Here is a 13,377-nt window from a genome sequence, read left to right as displayed (position 1 = left end):
CGTCCCGGCGACCGCCCTGTACCGGGCGGGATCGTGGAGGTGACCGTCGTCGGCGAGCCGCTGGGTCATGTCCTGTCGCAGGACTTGGACGGCAGGGGTGTCCGGGTAGCTCAACCGATCGCTCCTCGCAGGAGGGAGGCGTGCGCCTCCGTGATGGGCAGCCCGGTGGCCTGGGCGATGAACTGCCACTGGCCGGCCGGGTTGCACTCGTAGAAGACCCATTCGCCGTCCGGACGTACGGCGAAGTCGAAGGCCCCGTAGTTCATTTGATAGAAGTTCATGAAGCGTCGCACTCGCCGGTTGACATCTTCGGGGATATCGACGGGCTCGTACTCCAGGGCGTCGTAGTCGCTGCGCCAGTCGGCGCGTCCCCGTTCGCTTCTGGAGTGGACGGCGACGGGGAACATGCGGCTCCCGACGACGGTGAGGCGCACCTCGTACGCCTTGGGCACCCACTCCTGGAGATAGTGGGCGGTCAGTTCCAGGGAGTCGTCCAGGTCGCTGACGTCGAGGCGGCGGGTGGGAATCATCAGCGGCGGCCGGCCGACGAGGTCGAGAGAGGCCGCGGCGATGGGCTTGCACGCAAGCGGACCACCGACGTTTTCACCCCATGTGCGTGCGGCGGCGAGGTCGTTGCCGATGAAGGAGCGGGGTACGCGCAGGCCGCACACGGTGGCGGTGGTGAGTTGGCCCGGCTTGTGGGCGCCGGCCCGGTAGACGTCCGGGTGGTTCATCCAGGTGACCGGTAGCGAGGTGAGGACCTGCACCATGCCGACCAGGGCCTGGGACAACGCCCATGCGCGGTAGGCGTCATCGACCTCGGGAGAGAGGACCGGGAGGCCGGGCCGCCCGTAGTAGACGGCCCGGACCTCCTGGAACCGCACCGCGCGCCGGCTGGTCTCCAGGCTTCCGATCCATCCGGGCGCTGTGGCCCTGTGCTCGGCGGCCAGGGCGACCTGCTGGGGGAACTCGGCCAGATCGAACCGCAGTACAGGCGTTCCGCTCTCGGTGAGTGCGTGAACCACCAGGTCGGCGGTGGGATCGAGTTGCTCGGCGACGACGAGGACATGCCCGCGCGGTGTGGTCACTGTGTTACCTCGCGGCCTTCATCAGGCCGTGCGCGGCCGGCGCCTGCCCGGGGTCGGGCTCCTCGAACAGGTACGGGTCCTTCGTCTCGTCCGCCGGCCCGTTGGAGTCGTTGTTGGTTGCGGTGGAGGAGGCCGCGACGGGTTCCATGGCCCACAGTCCGCCGTCGGGGGTGACGTTGAACTGGCGGTCCTCGTCATAGTGGAACGAGCTGGGGTCGATGGTGACGGTGTAGGTGGGTGCCGGCGCCTGGGCGCCGAGGGGTACGAGGGTCGTGGTCATAAGGACTGCCTCCTTGAATGAGTGTGGATGTCGTCGTGCGGCCCGCCCCGGTGACGGTGCGAGTGGGGTCGCCGGGGCGGGGTGGTGCCCCACCTCCCTGGCGCGGTCTTCCGTCGGGGAGCCATCGGATCGGTTGTGCAGGGAGACGGGAGTCGGGTGTTCAGGCGCGGTCCCTCGCGGCGCAGTACTGCCACACCATGTGGTCCAGTTCGGCGATGCACATCGCGCAGCCGTAGAGCGGGGCCTGTGCGCCGGAGGAGACGACGGGACCGATCCAGGCCACGGTGACGTTCGAGCGTCGGCAGTACAGCCAGCACGTGCCGGTGGCCCAGGGGCCGTCCGGCAGTCGGCGGCCCTCGGAAGTGGGGGCGTCACACGCGATGCGTCCGGGAGTGCTCACCGGGATGCGACGGCAAGACCGTGGAGACGGTGTCGAGGACACCTGCGGGGCGGCCAGTTGTCGACGAGCGGGATCGTCTTGATCGGCGTCACTTCGTGCTCCTCGCGGATCACGATCCTCTTGCCGTCCGGAGTCACCCGGTACACCGCCATGGTCATCATGTCAGTCCTCAGCTCGCGGACGTTCCGTTGTTCGCTGTCTGTAATCAGTCGACGACACACTGAGTGAGTGAAGGTGCACAGGAAGTGCACAAGAGCGCCGCATGGGTACTCGTGGCCGAGAACATGAGGGGCGGAGCATCCGACTGGGAAGACATCACGTATGAGCGCAGAGAGCACCACGCCTGGGCCGGGCGCCAACGTCAAGGTCCTGCGCGTGCAGCGCGGCTGGCTGCAAGACCATCTGGCCGCCAGGGCGGGCATGTCGAAGTCCATGCTCGGCAAGATCGAGCGGGGTGAGCGCCCACTGACCCAGGGCATGGGCGCGGCATTGTCGAACGCTTTCGGGATCACGCTCGACGAGCTGCTCGGCCAGAGCCCGGTCGCCCCGGGCGAGGAGGACCGGCTGGAGGAACTGCGGAATGTCATACGGCGCTTCGATCTGCCCACGGACGAGCCGGTGCGCGCCGAACTCCTGGAGCAGGGCCTGGCGGAACTCTTCCAGCTCCGCGGCGACGCCGATCTGGCCGGGGTGACGCAGCGGTTGCCCGGTCTGCTGCGCCGGGCGCAGGACCACGCACATGCGACAGGTCTGCCGGAGCACTGGGCGCGGGTGGCTGACGCCTACAGCGCGGTCTACTGGCTCGCCGCGCGGCACCGCTGGATGACGCTGGCGGAACTGGCGGTGGTCAAGCAGCGGCAGGCGGCGGAGCGGGCGAACGCGTTGACTCGCGCCGTCGCGGCCCGGGACGAGGCCGGTACGTTCCTCAACGGAGGAGATTTCGCGGGCGGCCTTGCCGTGGTCGACCAGGCGGTGGTGGAGGTCGAGTCGACGCTGTCGGGCCGGACCCGCAGCCTCGGGCTGCTGCATCTGCGGGGGATGACGCTCGCCGGCCGACTGGCGGACAAGAAGACCGCGCAGCGGCACATCGTGGCGGCGCTGAAGGCGGCCGAGGTCATCGACACGGATGTGAACGTCAACGGCATGCACTTCGGGCCGGAGAACACCGCGACGCACGTGGTGGCGACCAACGCGGACCTGAACCGGCACGCGGACGCCCTGGAGGCCGGGGAGAGGTACCTGCGGGAAGGCCCCACGCTGCCCGCGACGCGCATCGGCCCGCTGCACATGAACGTGGCCCGGTCGAAGCTGGCGCTCGGGGACCGTGACGGGGCGGTGGACTCTCTCGCCGACGCGTGGAGGGCGACGCCTCAGATGGCGAAAGTGCACCCGACCTTCCAGGAACTGAGCCGGGTGCTGGTGTCGCTGCACAAGCGGAGCAACCCGAAGGTGACCGCGCTGGCGAAGCGGGCGGGGATCGCCCTGTAGCGAGGGGCAGCAGTAGCCGTTCGCCGGCTCACCGCTGTACACCATCATGGTGAAGAGGCTGCGCCCCTGAACGCTGCCGCCGCGCCGTGGCATCGGCCGTCACTCTTCGTCGAAGTCCCCCGCCGCCAGCCGCAGCGGGCGGAGCATCGCGAAGATCTCGCCGCACTCCTCGGCGTCGTAGGCGCCCAGGCCGAAGTCCACGGCCATCAGGTCGCGGGTGGCGGACTCGACCACCTCGCGGCCCTTGCCGGTGATGGTCGCGAGGGTGCCGCGGCCGTCGTTGGGGTTGGGGCGCTTGGCGACCAGGCCCGAGCGCACCAGGCGGTCCACGGTGTTCGTCACCGACGTGGGGTGCACCATGAGCCGCTCGCCGATCTTGGACATCGGCAGCTCGCCCGATTTGGAGAAGGTCAGCAGCACCAGGGCCTCGTACCGCGCGAACGTGAGTCCGTACGGCTTGACGACCGCGTCCACCTCGGCCAGCAGGATCTGCTGCGCCCGCATGATCGAGGTGATCGCGGCCATCGACGGCACGTTTCCCCAGCGCTGCTTCCAGAGCTCGTCGGCGCGGGCGATGGGATCGAACGAGAGACTGAGCGGCTTCGGCACGGACCAGACCCTACCGGCCGGTCATATGCCGGTCAGCCCCGTCTCACTCATCGGTCCCCGCCGGCCGTCACCTCGCGCCAGGTGCCGTTCCACGGTCTCCACCTTGGACGTCAGTCCGTCCTCCACACCCGGGCGGATGTCCGCCTTGAGGACCAGGGAGACGCGCGGTGCGCGCGCCTCCACGGCGGCCACGGCGCGCTTGACCACGTCCATCACCTCGTCCCACTCACCTTCGATCGAGGTGAACATGGCGTCCGTGCGGTTCGGCAGGCCGGATGCGCGGACCACCCGCACGGCGTCGGCGACGTACTCCCCCACGTCCTCGCCGACGCCCAGCGGCGTCACGGAGAAGGCGACGATCATGCGCCCACGACCCCCTCGCCGCGGGCGCGGGAGGCGATCACCGCGTCCTCGGCCTCGCGCTTGAGCCGGCGGTCGGCGAAGAAGCCGCCGGTGGGCAGGACCGACATCAGGAAGTAGAAGGCGGCGGTCCCCGGCGACCACTTGGCGCGGTTCCAGGCGTCGGCCCAGAAGAGCACGTACAGGACGAAGAGGAAGCCGTGGACCGCACCCATCACCGGGACGGCGTTGAAGTCGGTCGTCCGCTTCAGGACCGAGCAGACGAGCAGCAGCAGGAACGAGATCGCTTCGGGGCCCGAGACCAGGCGGAGGCGGCGGAGGGCGGAGGCGGTCTTGATGTCCACGGGTCACCTTCGGTGGGAGAGACGTCGGCGTCGACGGGTCGGACGCCTTGTGAACGCACGCACAAGCGTCACGCCATTGTGGCAAACGCCGTCCGCGATCACCGGAGGGGGGCCCGCGCGTCCCGTAAGGGGCCGGTCAGGGTGCGACTCCACCTTCGGGATCTGTCGGCGGGGGCGAAGGTGCGGATAACGTCACAGGCGTGGCGATGTTCCGACTTCAGAGCAGCAAGGTGCTCGCCGTCGACATGACCGGGGACGCCGTGAAGGCGAAGAACGGCTCCATGGTCGCGTACGACGGGGAGATGGCCTTCAAGAAGCTCAGCGGTGGCGGTGAGGGGCTGCGGGGGATGGTGACCCGGCGGCTCACGGGTGAGCAGATGACGCTGATGGAGGTGAAAGGGCACGGGACCTGCTTCTTCGCGGACCGCGCCTCCGAGATCAATCTGGTGGGTCTGCAGGGCGACAAGCTGTACGTGGAGTCCAGCAACCTGCTGGCGACGGACGGGGGGCTGCGCACCGGGACCACGTTCACGGGGATGCGCGGGGCCTCGCAGGGCAACGGGCTGTTCACGACCACGGTCGAGGGACACGGCCAGGCCGCGCTCCTGTCCGACGGGCCGGCCGTGCTGCTGCGGGTCAGCCCGCAGTACCCGCTGACGGTCGACCCCGGCGCCTACGTGGCCCACCAGGGGAACCTGCGGCAGTCCTTCCAGTCGGGCGTGACCTTCCGCACGCTGGTGGGAGAGGGCGGCGGCGAGGCCTTCCAGATCCGGTTCGAGGGCGACGGGCTGGTCTACGTGCAGCCCAGTGAGCGGAACACGATCGCGGGGGACGTGTGACATGGGCTTCCGGGAGATCAACTCGAAGATGATCGAGGCGACCGTGTCGCCGGGGCAGCGGCTGTTCAGCCAGCGCGGCGCGATGCTCGCGTACAAGGGCGAGGTCGCCTTCACCCCGAACCTGCACGGCGGGCAGGGCGGGGTGATGTCGATGATCGGGCGGCGGGTCGCCGACGAGGACACGCCCCTGATGACCGTCGAGGGCAGCGGCACCGTCCTGTTCGGGCACGGTGGCCACCACATCCAGGTGATCGACCTCGCCGGGGACACGCTGTACGTCGAGGCCGACCGGCTGCTGGCCTTCGAGGGCACGCTGCAGCAGGGGACGGTGTTCCTGGGTTCGCAGGGCGGGGTGATGGGCATGGTCCGGGGGCAGGTCTCCGGGCAGGGCCTCTTCACGACCTCGCTCAAGGGGCACGGCGCGGTCGCCGTGATGGCCCACGGAGGGGTGGTCGAGCTCCCGATCACCCCGCAGCGGCCGGTGCGCGTCGACCCGCAGGCCTACGTCGCCCACCACGGCGACGTCCGCAACAAGCTGTCGACCGCCCTCGGCTGGCGGGACATGGTGGGCCGGGGCTCCGGCGAGGCCTTCCAGTTGGAACTGAGCGGCAGCGGTGCCGTGTACGTGCAGGCGTCGGAGGAGAAGCTGTGAGCACCACCGTCCACGACCCGACGACGCTGCCGTCCGACGACAACGTCGATCCCTACACCTTCTGCGTGGAGCTCAAGGGCACCCAGTGGTTCATGCAGAAGGGGAAGATGATCGCCTACTACGGTTCGATCGATTTCAACGGCATCGGGCACGGGCGGCTCGACCGGCTCGTCCGTACGTCGTTCCATTCGCCTCTGCACGCGAGCGACTGGGTCGTGGCGGAGGGATCGGGCAAGATGCTCCTCGCCGACCGGGCCTTCGACGTGAACGCGTACGACCTCGAGGACGGCAACCTGACCATTCGCTCAGGCAACTTGCTGGCTTTTCAGCCAAGTCTGTCGCTGAAGCAGTCGATCGTGCCGGGCTTCCTGACGCTGATCGGGACCGGGAAGTTCGTGGCCGCGTCGAACGGTCCGGTGGTGTTCATGGAACCTCCCATCCGGGTGGATCCGCAGGCGCTGGTCGGGTGGGCGGACTGCCCGTCCCCGTGCCACCACTACGACCACGGCTACATGACCGGTCTGATGGGCGGTCTACGTGCGATGACGGGCCTCGGCGGGGCCTCCGGCGAGGAGCACCAGTTCGAGTTCGTGGGGGCGGGCACGGTGCTGCTCCAGTCGTCCGAGGCGTTGCTGGCGGAGCAGGCCACGGGGGCGACTCCGCACGAGCCCGGGGTGCCCGGGAGCGGGGTTCCGGGTGGCCACGGCCAGGGTGCGGGCGCACCGCGCCTTCCCGGACAGCTGGGAGACCTCCAGCGTCGCTTCGGGCTGTGAGCGGTAATGTGCGGGGTGTGACATCGAACGCCTGCGCGTGGCGTCACACGGAAGCCTTATTAGTTCGCCATTCAACTTCCTTAGGTAGACTTCATTCATGGAGACCGAGACGGCCACCCGCTGGCTGACCAATGCGGAGCAGTGCGCCTGGCGCACCCACCTGGAGGTCAACAGGCTGTTGACGTACCAGCTCGAGAAGGACCTGCAGCCGTTCGGACTGACGATGAACGACTACGAGATCCTGGTGAACCTGTCCGAGTCGGAGGACCGGCGGATGCGGATGAGCGACCTCGCCTCCGCGACCATGCAGTCCAAGAGCCGCCTCTCGCACCAGATCACCCGCATGGAGAACGCGAGCCTGGTGCGGCGGGAGAACTGCGAGTCCGACCGCCGCGGGCTCTACGCGGTCCTCACCGACCAGGGTCTGGAGACCATGCGGAAGGTCGCGCCCCATCACGTGGCGTCCGTGCGCCGGCACTTCATCGACCTGCTCTCCCCCGAGGCCCTCATCGAGCTCGACAAGGCCCTCAAGCCCATCGCCGAGCACCTGCGGGGGCAGCGGGGACGTCACTGACGCCCTTCAGCGGGCGAGCGGCAGGCGGAGTTCGAACAGGGCTCCGCCGGTCGGCGCCGCGTCCGCCGTGAGCGTCCCGCCGTGCCGTACGGCGACGTCCCTCGCGATCGCCAGCCCCAGCCCCGCGCCACCGTCGTCGCGGCTGCGGGCGGCGTCCAGCCGTACGAACCGCTGGAAGATCCGCTCCCGGTCGGCCCCGGCCACCCCGTCGCCGTCGTCGGCCACCTCCAGGACCGCCCAGCCGCCCTCCCGTCGCACGGTCACGGTGACCCGCTCGCGGGCGTGCCGGCCGCCGTTGTCCAGCAGATTGGCGAGCACGCGCCCCAGCTGTCCCCACGATCCGGTCACCTCCGCCGGCTCCGCGTCCACTGTCACGCCCGTACGTCCCGCGGCCTCCTCGCGGGCCAGCGCGGCCAGGTCGACCCGGGCGTCGGCGGGCCGCTCCCCCGCGTCCAGCCGGGCGAGCAGCAGCAGATCGGCGGCGAGGCGCTGGAGCCGCACGGTGTCCTCGACGGCGCCGTCCAGATCGAGCAGCTCGGGGTGGGCGGCGGCCACCTCCAGCTGGGTGCGCAGGGACGCGATCGGGCTGCGCAGTTCGTGCGAGGCGTCGGCGACGAACCGCCGCTGCCGCTCCACGGACGCCTCCAGGGCGGCGAGCGTCTCGTTGGTGGTGCGGGCGAGACGGGCGATCTCGTCGTGGGTCGCCGGTTCGGGGACGCGGCGGGCGAGGTCCTCGGAGGCGGTGATCGCGGCCATCTCGCTCCGGATGCCCTCCACCGGGCGCAGGGCGCGGCCGGTGACCAGCCAGGTCACGCCGGCGACCACGCCGAGCAGGACGGGGAGGCCGATGAGCATCCCGGTCAGCGTGGTGCTCACGGCGCTGTGCTCGGCGGCGAGCGGGGCGCCCGCGTAAACGGTGAGACGGCCCCGGTCGGAGGTCTCCACCTCCAGGACGGCGAAACGGTAGTCCTCGGTGTCGCCGTCGATGGTGGCGGAGCCGTTGGTGAAGGCGGTCCCGTCGTCGATCTCGCCGGGGGCGGGGGAGTCACCGGAGTCGTCCGCGTCGTCGCCAAAGTCCTCGTCGTCCTCGTCCGGCTCCGGCGACCGCGGTGTCACGTCGGCCGTGGCGGTGCCGGTGATCCGCTCCAGGTCCTCGCTCGCCGCGACCAGCCGTCCGTCCTCGTCGACGACCTGCACCGGGCGGTCCTCGCCGTCCAGCCCCGACAGGTCGCCGTACGGCGTCCGGGCGACGAGTTCGGAGGCGACCGCCCGCGCGGCGCGCTCCGCCTGGGTGTCGGCCTCGCCGATCAGGTTGGAGCGCAGGGACAGCAGTACGGCGGTGCCGGCCACGACGAGGGCGACCGCGACCACGAGGGTGGCGCCGAGCGTCGCCCGCGCGCGGACCGAGCCGAACAGGCGGCTCACGGCGCCGTCTCCAGGCGGTAGCCGGCGCCGCGAACGGTCCGGATGAGACCGGCGCGCAGTTTGCGGCGCAGGACGCTGATGTAGACCTCGACGATGTTGGGGTCCCCGTCGTAGGCGAAGTCCCAGACGTGTTCGAGGATGTCGGCCTTGGAGACCACCTCGCCGGCCCGCAGCACCAGGTGCTCGAGCACCGAGAACTCCTTGGCGGTCAGGACCACCTCCCCCTCGCCCAGGAAGACCCGGCGGGCGGCGGTGTCCACCTTGAGGTCGCCGTGCACATGGACCGGGGAGGCCCCGGTGGCCGGCCGGCGGCGCAGCAGCGCCTTGATCCTGGCGACGAGGACGACGTACGAGAACGGCTTGGTGAGGTAGTCGTCGGCGCCGGTGTCCAGGCCCTCGGCCTCGTCGTACTCCCCGTCCTTCGCCGTGAGCATCAGGATCGGCACGTCGTGGCCGGCGGCGCGCAGGGCCGCGCAGACGCGGTAGCCGTTCAGGCCGGGCAGCATGATGTCGAGGATCAGGAGGTCGTACGTCCCCTCCGTGGCCCGGTGCAGCCCCTCCCGGCCGTCGTGGACGACGTCCACGGCGTAGCCCTCGGCCGTGAGGCCCTTGGCGAGGGAGAGGGCGAGGCGTTTTTCGTCCTCCACGATCAACAGGCGCATGGGGTCAAGGGTCGCAAAGGGAACCTGAAGATCCCTTCAGGCGGTTTCAGGTTCCCCTCAGCGCCGGTCGGTGAGATTGATGCCGTACAGCGCGAAACGCAGCGACCCGGGAGGAACCCACATGAGGCGCAACATCGTGATCGCCGTCGTCACGGCCGCGGCCCTGGTCGGGGGCGGTACGGCGACGGCCCTCGCCGTCTCGGGGGACGACGACGGGGCGGCGTCGGCGGCGCAGACGCAGACCCGGGCGGGGGACGACGACAGGCGTGACGGCGGGGAGCGGGACGACGACGGGCACGACGACGAAGGGCGCGACGGCGACCGCGACGAGCGTGCCGTCTCCGGTGACGTGACCGCCGCCGACGCCATCGCCGCCGCGCTGAGGCACACGCCGGGCACGGCCGTCTCCGCCGAGCTGGACGACGACGGGGACGACGACGGCAACGGCGGCAGGACGGTCTGGGAGGTGGACGTCATCGGCGGCAAGGACACCTGGCACAGCGTGCGCGTCGACCCGGGCAGCGGAGAGGTCCTGGACGCCCAGAAGGACGACGAGGACGACGTCGCCGAGGCGCGGGCCGCGTTGCGGGGGACGTCGGTGACGGCCGAGGAGGCCGCGAGGGCTGTTGCCGCCGAGGGGACGGTGACGTCGGTGGACCTGGACGACGACGGGGACGAGGGCTGGGAGGCCGGGACCCGCGCCTCCGGCGGGGACGAGCGGGACTGGCGGGTCGACCCGGGCAGCGGCAAGGTCACGGCCGACCGGGACGACGACTCCGACGACGACTGAGCGTGAGAGGCGGGCGTGGGAGGTTTTCGCCCCCTCCGCCTCTTCCCTCCCCGTCTCCGGGGCTGCGCCCCGGTTCCCTTCGGCCCTGCGGGCCTCGTCCTCGGTCGCCGGACGGGCTAGTCGATGCGGGACGGGCCGGTCGAGGTCAGGCCCGCCACCAGCTCGTCCGCCGCCCGGTACGGGTCCAGGTCGCCGGCGATGATGCGTTCCGCCAGGGCGTCCAGACGGCGGTCGCCGTGGAGGTCGCCGATGCGTTCGCGGAGGGCCGTGACCGCGATGGTCTCGACCTCGCGGGAGGCGCGGGCCAGGCGGCGGGTCGTCAGGACGCCGTGCTCCTCCATCCAGGCCCGGTGCTTCTCCAGGGCCTCGACGACCTCGTCGACGCCCTCCTGGCGCGCGGCGACCGTCTTGACGATCGGGGGGCGCCAGTCGCCGGGGGCGCGGGACTCGCCGAGGCCGAGCATGTGGTTCAGCTCGCGGGCGGTGGCGTCGGCGCCGTCACGGTCGGCCTTGTTGACGACGTAGACGTCGCCGATCTCCAGGATCCCGGCCTTGGCGGCCTGGATGCCGTCGCCCATGCCGGGGGCCAGCAGCACCACCGACGTGTCGGCCTGGGAGGCGATCTCCACCTCCGACTGGCCCACGCCCACCGTCTCGACCAGGACCACGTCGCAGCCCGCCGCGTCCAGGACGCGGATGGCCTGCGGAGCGGCCCACGCGAGGCCGCCCAGGTGGCCGCGGGTGGCCATGGAGCGGATGTAGACGCCGGGGTCGGAGGCGTGCTCCGACATGCGGACGCGGTCGCCGAGCAGGGCGCCGCCGGAGAAGGGGGAGGACGGGTCGACGGCCAGGACGCCGACCCGCCTGCCCTGTTTGCGGTACGCGGTCACCAGGGCCGAGGTGGACGTCGACTTGCCGACGCCCGGGGAACCGGTGAGGCCGACCACGTATGCGTTCCCGGTGAGCGGCGCCAGGGCCGCCATGACTTCCCTGAGCTGCGGGGACGCCCCCTCCACCAGGGAGATCAGCCGGGCCACGGCCCGCGGCCTGCCGTCCCTGGCCTGGGCGACCAGCGAGGGGACGTCCTGCATCACAGCTCCGTTCATGAGAGAAGACCCTGCGAACCCGCGGACAAACCCGGCTCAGGCCTTGGGCACCCGCACGATCAGCGCGTCGCCCTGACCGCCGCCGCCGCACAGCGCCGCCGCGCCGACGCCGCCGCCGCGCCGCTTCAGCTCCAGGGCGAGGTGCAGCACGAGCCGGGCGCCGGACATCCCGATCGGGTGACCCAGCGCGATGGCGCCGCCGTTGACGTTCACCTTTTCGATGGAAACGCCCAGGTCCTTCATGGACTGCACGGCGACCGCGGCGAAGGCCTCGTTGATCTCGACGAGGTCGAGGTCGGAGACCTCCAGGCCCTCCTTCTTCAGTGCGTGCCGGATCGCGTTGGACGGCTGCGACTGGAGGGAGTTGTCGGGTCCGGCCACATTGCCGTGGGCGCCGATCTCGGCGATCCAGTCCAGGCCCAGCTCCTGCGCCCTGGCCTTGCTCATCACGACCACGGCCGCCGCACCGTCCGAGATCTGCGAGGAGGAGCCGGCGGTGATGGTGCCGTCCTCGGCGAACGCCGGGCGCAACTTGCCGAGGGACTCGGCGGTGGTGTCGCCGCGGATGCCCTCGTCCTTGCTGAACAGGACCGGGGCGCCCTTGCGCTGCGGGATCTCGACCGGGGTGATCTCGGCCTCGAAGACGCCGTTCTCCTGCGCGGCGGCGGCCCGCTGGTGGGACAGGGCGGCGATCTCGTCCTGCTCGGGGCGGGCGATGCCGAGGCGGGTGTTGTGCTTCTCGGTGGACTCGCCCATGGCGATGTTCTCGAAGGAGTCGGTCAGACCGTCGTGCGCCATGGCGTCGAGCATCTGCACCGCGCCGTACCTGAAGCCCTCACGGGACTTCGGCAGCAGGTGCGGGGCGTTGGTCATGGACTCCTGGCCGCCGGCGACGATCACGTCGAACTCGCCCGCGCGGATCAGCTGGTCCGCGAGCGCGATGGCGTCGAGGCCGGAGAGGCACACCTTGTTGACGGTGAGCGCCGGGACGTTCATCGGGATGCCGGCCTTGACGGCGGCCTGACGGGCCGGGATCTGCCCCGCCCCGGCCTGGAGCACCTGCCCCATGATCACGTACTGGACCTGGTCGCCGCCGATCCCCGCACGGTCGAGGGCGGCCTTGATCGCGAAGCCGCCGAGGTCGGCTCCGGAGAAGGACTTCAGCGAGCCGAGCAGCCGCCCCATGGGGGTGCGGGCGCCCGCGACGATGACGGACGTCGTGCCGTTCGTTGCGGAGGATGCAGATGATGCGGATGATGCGGAAGTCATGAGCTGCGGTCCCCTTCCGGCTGCACAGCCGAGGAGTGAACGAGGGTTTACTTCGAATGTACTGACGTGCGGTGGACCACGTCATCGGCCTTTCGGTGTGATCGCGCGCACGTTGCGTAACCACCGCGGGAGCGCTGCACTGAATCCATGCTGACGCGAATCGACCACATCGGGATCGCCTGTTTCGACCTGGACGCGACCGTGGAGTTCTACCGGGCCACCTACGGCTTCGAGGTGTTCCACTCCGAGGTCAACGAGGAGCAGGGCGTGCGCGAGGCCATGCTGAAGATCAACGACACCTCCGACGGCGGGGCCTCCTACCTGCAGCTGCTGGAGCCGACCCGGGAGGACTCCACCGTCGCCAAGTGGCTGGCGAAGAACGGGGAGGGCGTCCACCACATCGCCTTCGGCACGGCGGATGTGGACGCGGAGGCCGCCGGCATCAAGGGCAGGGGCGTACGCGTTCTGTACGAAGAGCCCCGGCGCGGCTCCATGGGGTCACGGATCACCTTCCTGCACCCCAAGGACTGCCACGGCGTGCTGACAGAACTGGTCACTTCGGCGCCCGTTGAGCCGTCCGAGCACTGACCCACGTACATAAGGGCCGGTAGGGTTGGGTCCGGTCGCCGCTCATGTGTGGTGACCGACTCCCGTCGTCTTCGGCGGCGGGATCGCCGGGGTCCGGGTTTCGGGGGGCGAGCGCGGGGCTACAGCCCAT

The 13,377-nt window shown here is 70.6% G+C and carries 18 protein-coding genes; 7 read left to right on the top strand and 11 right to left on the bottom strand.

What is annotated here, in order from left to right:
* Positions 1-110 precede the first annotated feature (110 nt).
* From KYY02_RS03950 to KYY02_RS03935, 4 genes are all read right to left on the bottom strand, one after another.
* Positions 111-1,088, bottom strand: coding sequence for an MvdC/MvdD family ATP grasp protein (locus KYY02_RS03950; protein WP_371235980.1), 978 nt, complete (start codon positions 1,086-1,088; stop codon positions 111-113).
* Positions 1,089-1,092: 4 nt separating this feature from the next.
* Positions 1,093-1,368 carry a hypothetical protein gene (locus KYY02_RS03945; protein ID WP_371235979.1) on the bottom strand — a complete coding sequence of 92 codons (276 nt, stop codon included), beginning with the start codon at positions 1,366-1,368 and terminating at the stop codon, positions 1,093-1,095.
* Between the two features lie 160 nt (positions 1,369-1,528).
* Positions 1,529-1,768, bottom strand: a complete 240-nt coding sequence (locus KYY02_RS03940) for a hypothetical protein (protein ID WP_371235978.1) — start codon at positions 1,766-1,768, stop codon at positions 1,529-1,531.
* On the bottom strand, positions 1,765-1,929 hold the full coding sequence (locus tag KYY02_RS03935; protein ID WP_371235977.1) for a hypothetical protein: 165 nt from the start codon (positions 1,927-1,929) through the stop codon (positions 1,765-1,767). The genes KYY02_RS03940 and KYY02_RS03935 overlap by 4 nt, the downstream gene beginning before the upstream one ends.
* A 160-nt stretch (positions 1,930-2,089) precedes the next feature.
* Here KYY02_RS03935 and KYY02_RS03930 point away from each other — a divergent pair, with 160 nt between their 5' ends.
* A complete protein-coding gene (locus tag KYY02_RS03930; protein ID WP_371235976.1) occupies positions 2,090-3,256 on the top strand; it encodes a helix-turn-helix domain-containing protein in 1,167 nt (388 codons plus the stop codon).
* A 99-nt stretch (positions 3,257-3,355) separates the two neighbouring features.
* On the opposite strand, the gene KYY02_RS03925 is transcribed toward KYY02_RS03930, so the two are convergent.
* From KYY02_RS03925 to KYY02_RS03915, 3 genes are read right to left on the bottom strand one after another with little or no spacing between them, the layout of a single operon-like run.
* A complete protein-coding gene (locus KYY02_RS03925) occupies positions 3,356-3,865 on the bottom strand; it encodes a MarR family winged helix-turn-helix transcriptional regulator (RefSeq protein ID WP_371235975.1) in 510 nt (169 codons plus the stop codon).
* A gap of 21 nt (positions 3,866-3,886) precedes the next feature.
* On the bottom strand, positions 3,887-4,228 hold the full coding sequence (locus KYY02_RS03920) for an MTH1187 family thiamine-binding protein (RefSeq protein WP_371235974.1): 342 nt from the start codon (positions 4,226-4,228) through the stop codon (positions 3,887-3,889).
* Positions 4,225-4,569, bottom strand: a complete 345-nt coding sequence (locus KYY02_RS03915; RefSeq protein WP_371235973.1) for a DUF3817 domain-containing protein — start codon at positions 4,567-4,569, stop codon at positions 4,225-4,227. Before KYY02_RS03915 ends, KYY02_RS03920 begins: the two co-directional genes overlap by 4 nt.
* Positions 4,570-4,775: 206 nt before the next feature.
* Between KYY02_RS03915 and KYY02_RS03910 the strand changes: the two genes are divergently transcribed.
* The 4 genes from KYY02_RS03910 to KYY02_RS03895 all read left to right on the top strand — a co-directional run bounded on the left by KYY02_RS03910 (position 4,776) and on the right by KYY02_RS03895 (position 7,407).
* Positions 4,776-5,408: an AIM24 family protein gene (locus KYY02_RS03910; protein WP_371236016.1), complete on the top strand. Its 633-nt coding sequence runs from the start codon at positions 4,776-4,778 to the stop codon at positions 5,406-5,408.
* Between the two features lies 1 nt (position 5,409).
* Entirely contained in the window at positions 5,410-6,060 is a 651-nt protein-coding gene (locus KYY02_RS03905; RefSeq protein WP_371235972.1) for an AIM24 family protein, read from the top strand.
* A complete protein-coding gene (locus KYY02_RS03900) occupies positions 6,057-6,833 on the top strand; it encodes an AIM24 family protein (protein WP_371235971.1) in 777 nt (258 codons plus the stop codon). The genes KYY02_RS03905 and KYY02_RS03900 overlap by 4 nt, the downstream gene beginning before the upstream one ends.
* Positions 6,834-6,930: 97 nt before the next feature.
* Entirely contained in the window at positions 6,931-7,407 is a 477-nt protein-coding gene (locus KYY02_RS03895) for a MarR family winged helix-turn-helix transcriptional regulator (protein ID WP_371235970.1), read from the top strand.
* A 6-nt stretch (positions 7,408-7,413) separates the two neighbouring features.
* Here KYY02_RS03895 and KYY02_RS03890 read toward each other — a convergent pair whose 3' ends face one another.
* On the bottom strand, positions 7,414-8,832 hold the full coding sequence (locus KYY02_RS03890; protein ID WP_371235969.1) for a sensor histidine kinase: 1,419 nt from the start codon (positions 8,830-8,832) through the stop codon (positions 7,414-7,416).
* Positions 8,829-9,494 carry a response regulator transcription factor gene (locus KYY02_RS03885; RefSeq protein WP_371235968.1) on the bottom strand — a complete coding sequence of 222 codons (666 nt, stop codon included), beginning with the start codon at positions 9,492-9,494 and terminating at the stop codon, positions 8,829-8,831. Before KYY02_RS03885 ends, KYY02_RS03890 begins: the two co-directional genes overlap by 4 nt.
* A 121-nt stretch (positions 9,495-9,615) precedes the next feature.
* Here KYY02_RS03885 and KYY02_RS03880 point away from each other — a divergent pair, with 121 nt between their 5' ends.
* A complete protein-coding gene (locus tag KYY02_RS03880) occupies positions 9,616-10,284 on the top strand; it encodes a PepSY domain-containing protein (RefSeq protein WP_371235966.1) in 669 nt (222 codons plus the stop codon).
* Positions 10,285-10,400: 116 nt separating this feature from the next.
* On the opposite strand, the gene meaB is transcribed toward KYY02_RS03880, so the two are convergent.
* Together meaB and KYY02_RS03870 are read right to left on the bottom strand one after the other, a co-directional pair.
* On the bottom strand, positions 10,401-11,375 hold the full coding sequence (gene meaB / locus KYY02_RS03875; protein ID WP_371236015.1) for a methylmalonyl Co-A mutase-associated GTPase MeaB: 975 nt from the start codon (positions 11,373-11,375) through the stop codon (positions 10,401-10,403).
* A gap of 51 nt (positions 11,376-11,426) precedes the next feature.
* Positions 11,427-12,659, bottom strand: a complete 1,233-nt coding sequence (locus KYY02_RS03870) for an acetyl-CoA C-acetyltransferase (protein ID WP_371235965.1) — start codon at positions 12,657-12,659, stop codon at positions 11,427-11,429.
* Between the two features lie 147 nt (positions 12,660-12,806).
* Between KYY02_RS03870 and mce the strand changes: the two genes are divergently transcribed.
* Positions 12,807-13,247 (top strand): methylmalonyl-CoA epimerase, encoded by a 441-nt coding sequence (gene mce / locus KYY02_RS03865; RefSeq protein ID WP_371235964.1) that lies wholly within the window; start codon positions 12,807-12,809, stop codon positions 13,245-13,247.
* Positions 13,248-13,377: the final 130 nt, after the last annotated feature.

Origin of the sequence: Streptomyces pimonensis (assembly GCF_041380215.1) — a bacterium.
Taxonomy (GTDB): Bacteria; Actinomycetota; Actinomycetes; order Streptomycetales; family Streptomycetaceae; genus Streptomyces; species Streptomyces pimonensis.
This window is presented reverse-complemented; position numbering and strand designations above follow the sequence as displayed.

What these genes read in the sequence shown, in the direction of transcription:
- mce (WP_371235964.1), top strand. Translation starts at nt 12,807, where the DNA reads ATGCTGACGCGAATCGACCACATCGGGATCGCCTGTTTCGACCTGGAC.
- KYY02_RS03880 (WP_371235966.1), top strand. Translation starts at nt 9,616, where the DNA reads ATGAGGCGCAACATCGTGATCGCCGTCGTCACGGCCGCGGCCCTGGTC.
- KYY02_RS03910 (WP_371236016.1), top strand. Translation starts at nt 4,776, where the DNA reads ATGTTCCGACTTCAGAGCAGCAAGGTGCTCGCCGTCGACATGACCGGG.
- KYY02_RS03945 (WP_371235979.1), bottom strand. Translation starts at nt 1,368, where the DNA reads ATGACCACGACCCTCGTACCCCTCGGCGCCCAGGCGCCGGCACCCACC.
- KYY02_RS03895 (WP_371235970.1), top strand. Translation starts at nt 6,931, where the DNA reads ATGGAGACCGAGACGGCCACCCGCTGGCTGACCAATGCGGAGCAGTGC.
- meaB (WP_371236015.1), bottom strand. Translation starts at nt 11,375, where the DNA reads ATGCAGGACGTCCCCTCGCTGGTCGCCCAGGCCAGGGACGGCAGGCCG.
- KYY02_RS03920 (WP_371235974.1), bottom strand. Translation starts at nt 4,228, where the DNA reads ATGATCGTCGCCTTCTCCGTGACGCCGCTGGGCGTCGGCGAGGACGTG.
- KYY02_RS03905 (WP_371235972.1), top strand. Translation starts at nt 5,410, where the DNA reads ATGGGCTTCCGGGAGATCAACTCGAAGATGATCGAGGCGACCGTGTCG.
- KYY02_RS03885 (WP_371235968.1), bottom strand. Translation starts at nt 9,494, where the DNA reads ATGCGCCTGTTGATCGTGGAGGACGAAAAACGCCTCGCCCTCTCCCTC.
- KYY02_RS03935 (WP_371235977.1), bottom strand. Translation starts at nt 1,929, where the DNA reads ATGATGACCATGGCGGTGTACCGGGTGACTCCGGACGGCAAGAGGATC.
- KYY02_RS03930 (WP_371235976.1), top strand. Translation starts at nt 2,090, where the DNA reads ATGAGCGCAGAGAGCACCACGCCTGGGCCGGGCGCCAACGTCAAGGTC.
- KYY02_RS03870 (WP_371235965.1), bottom strand. Translation starts at nt 12,659, where the DNA reads ATGACTTCCGCATCATCCGCATCATCTGCATCCTCCGCAACGAACGGC.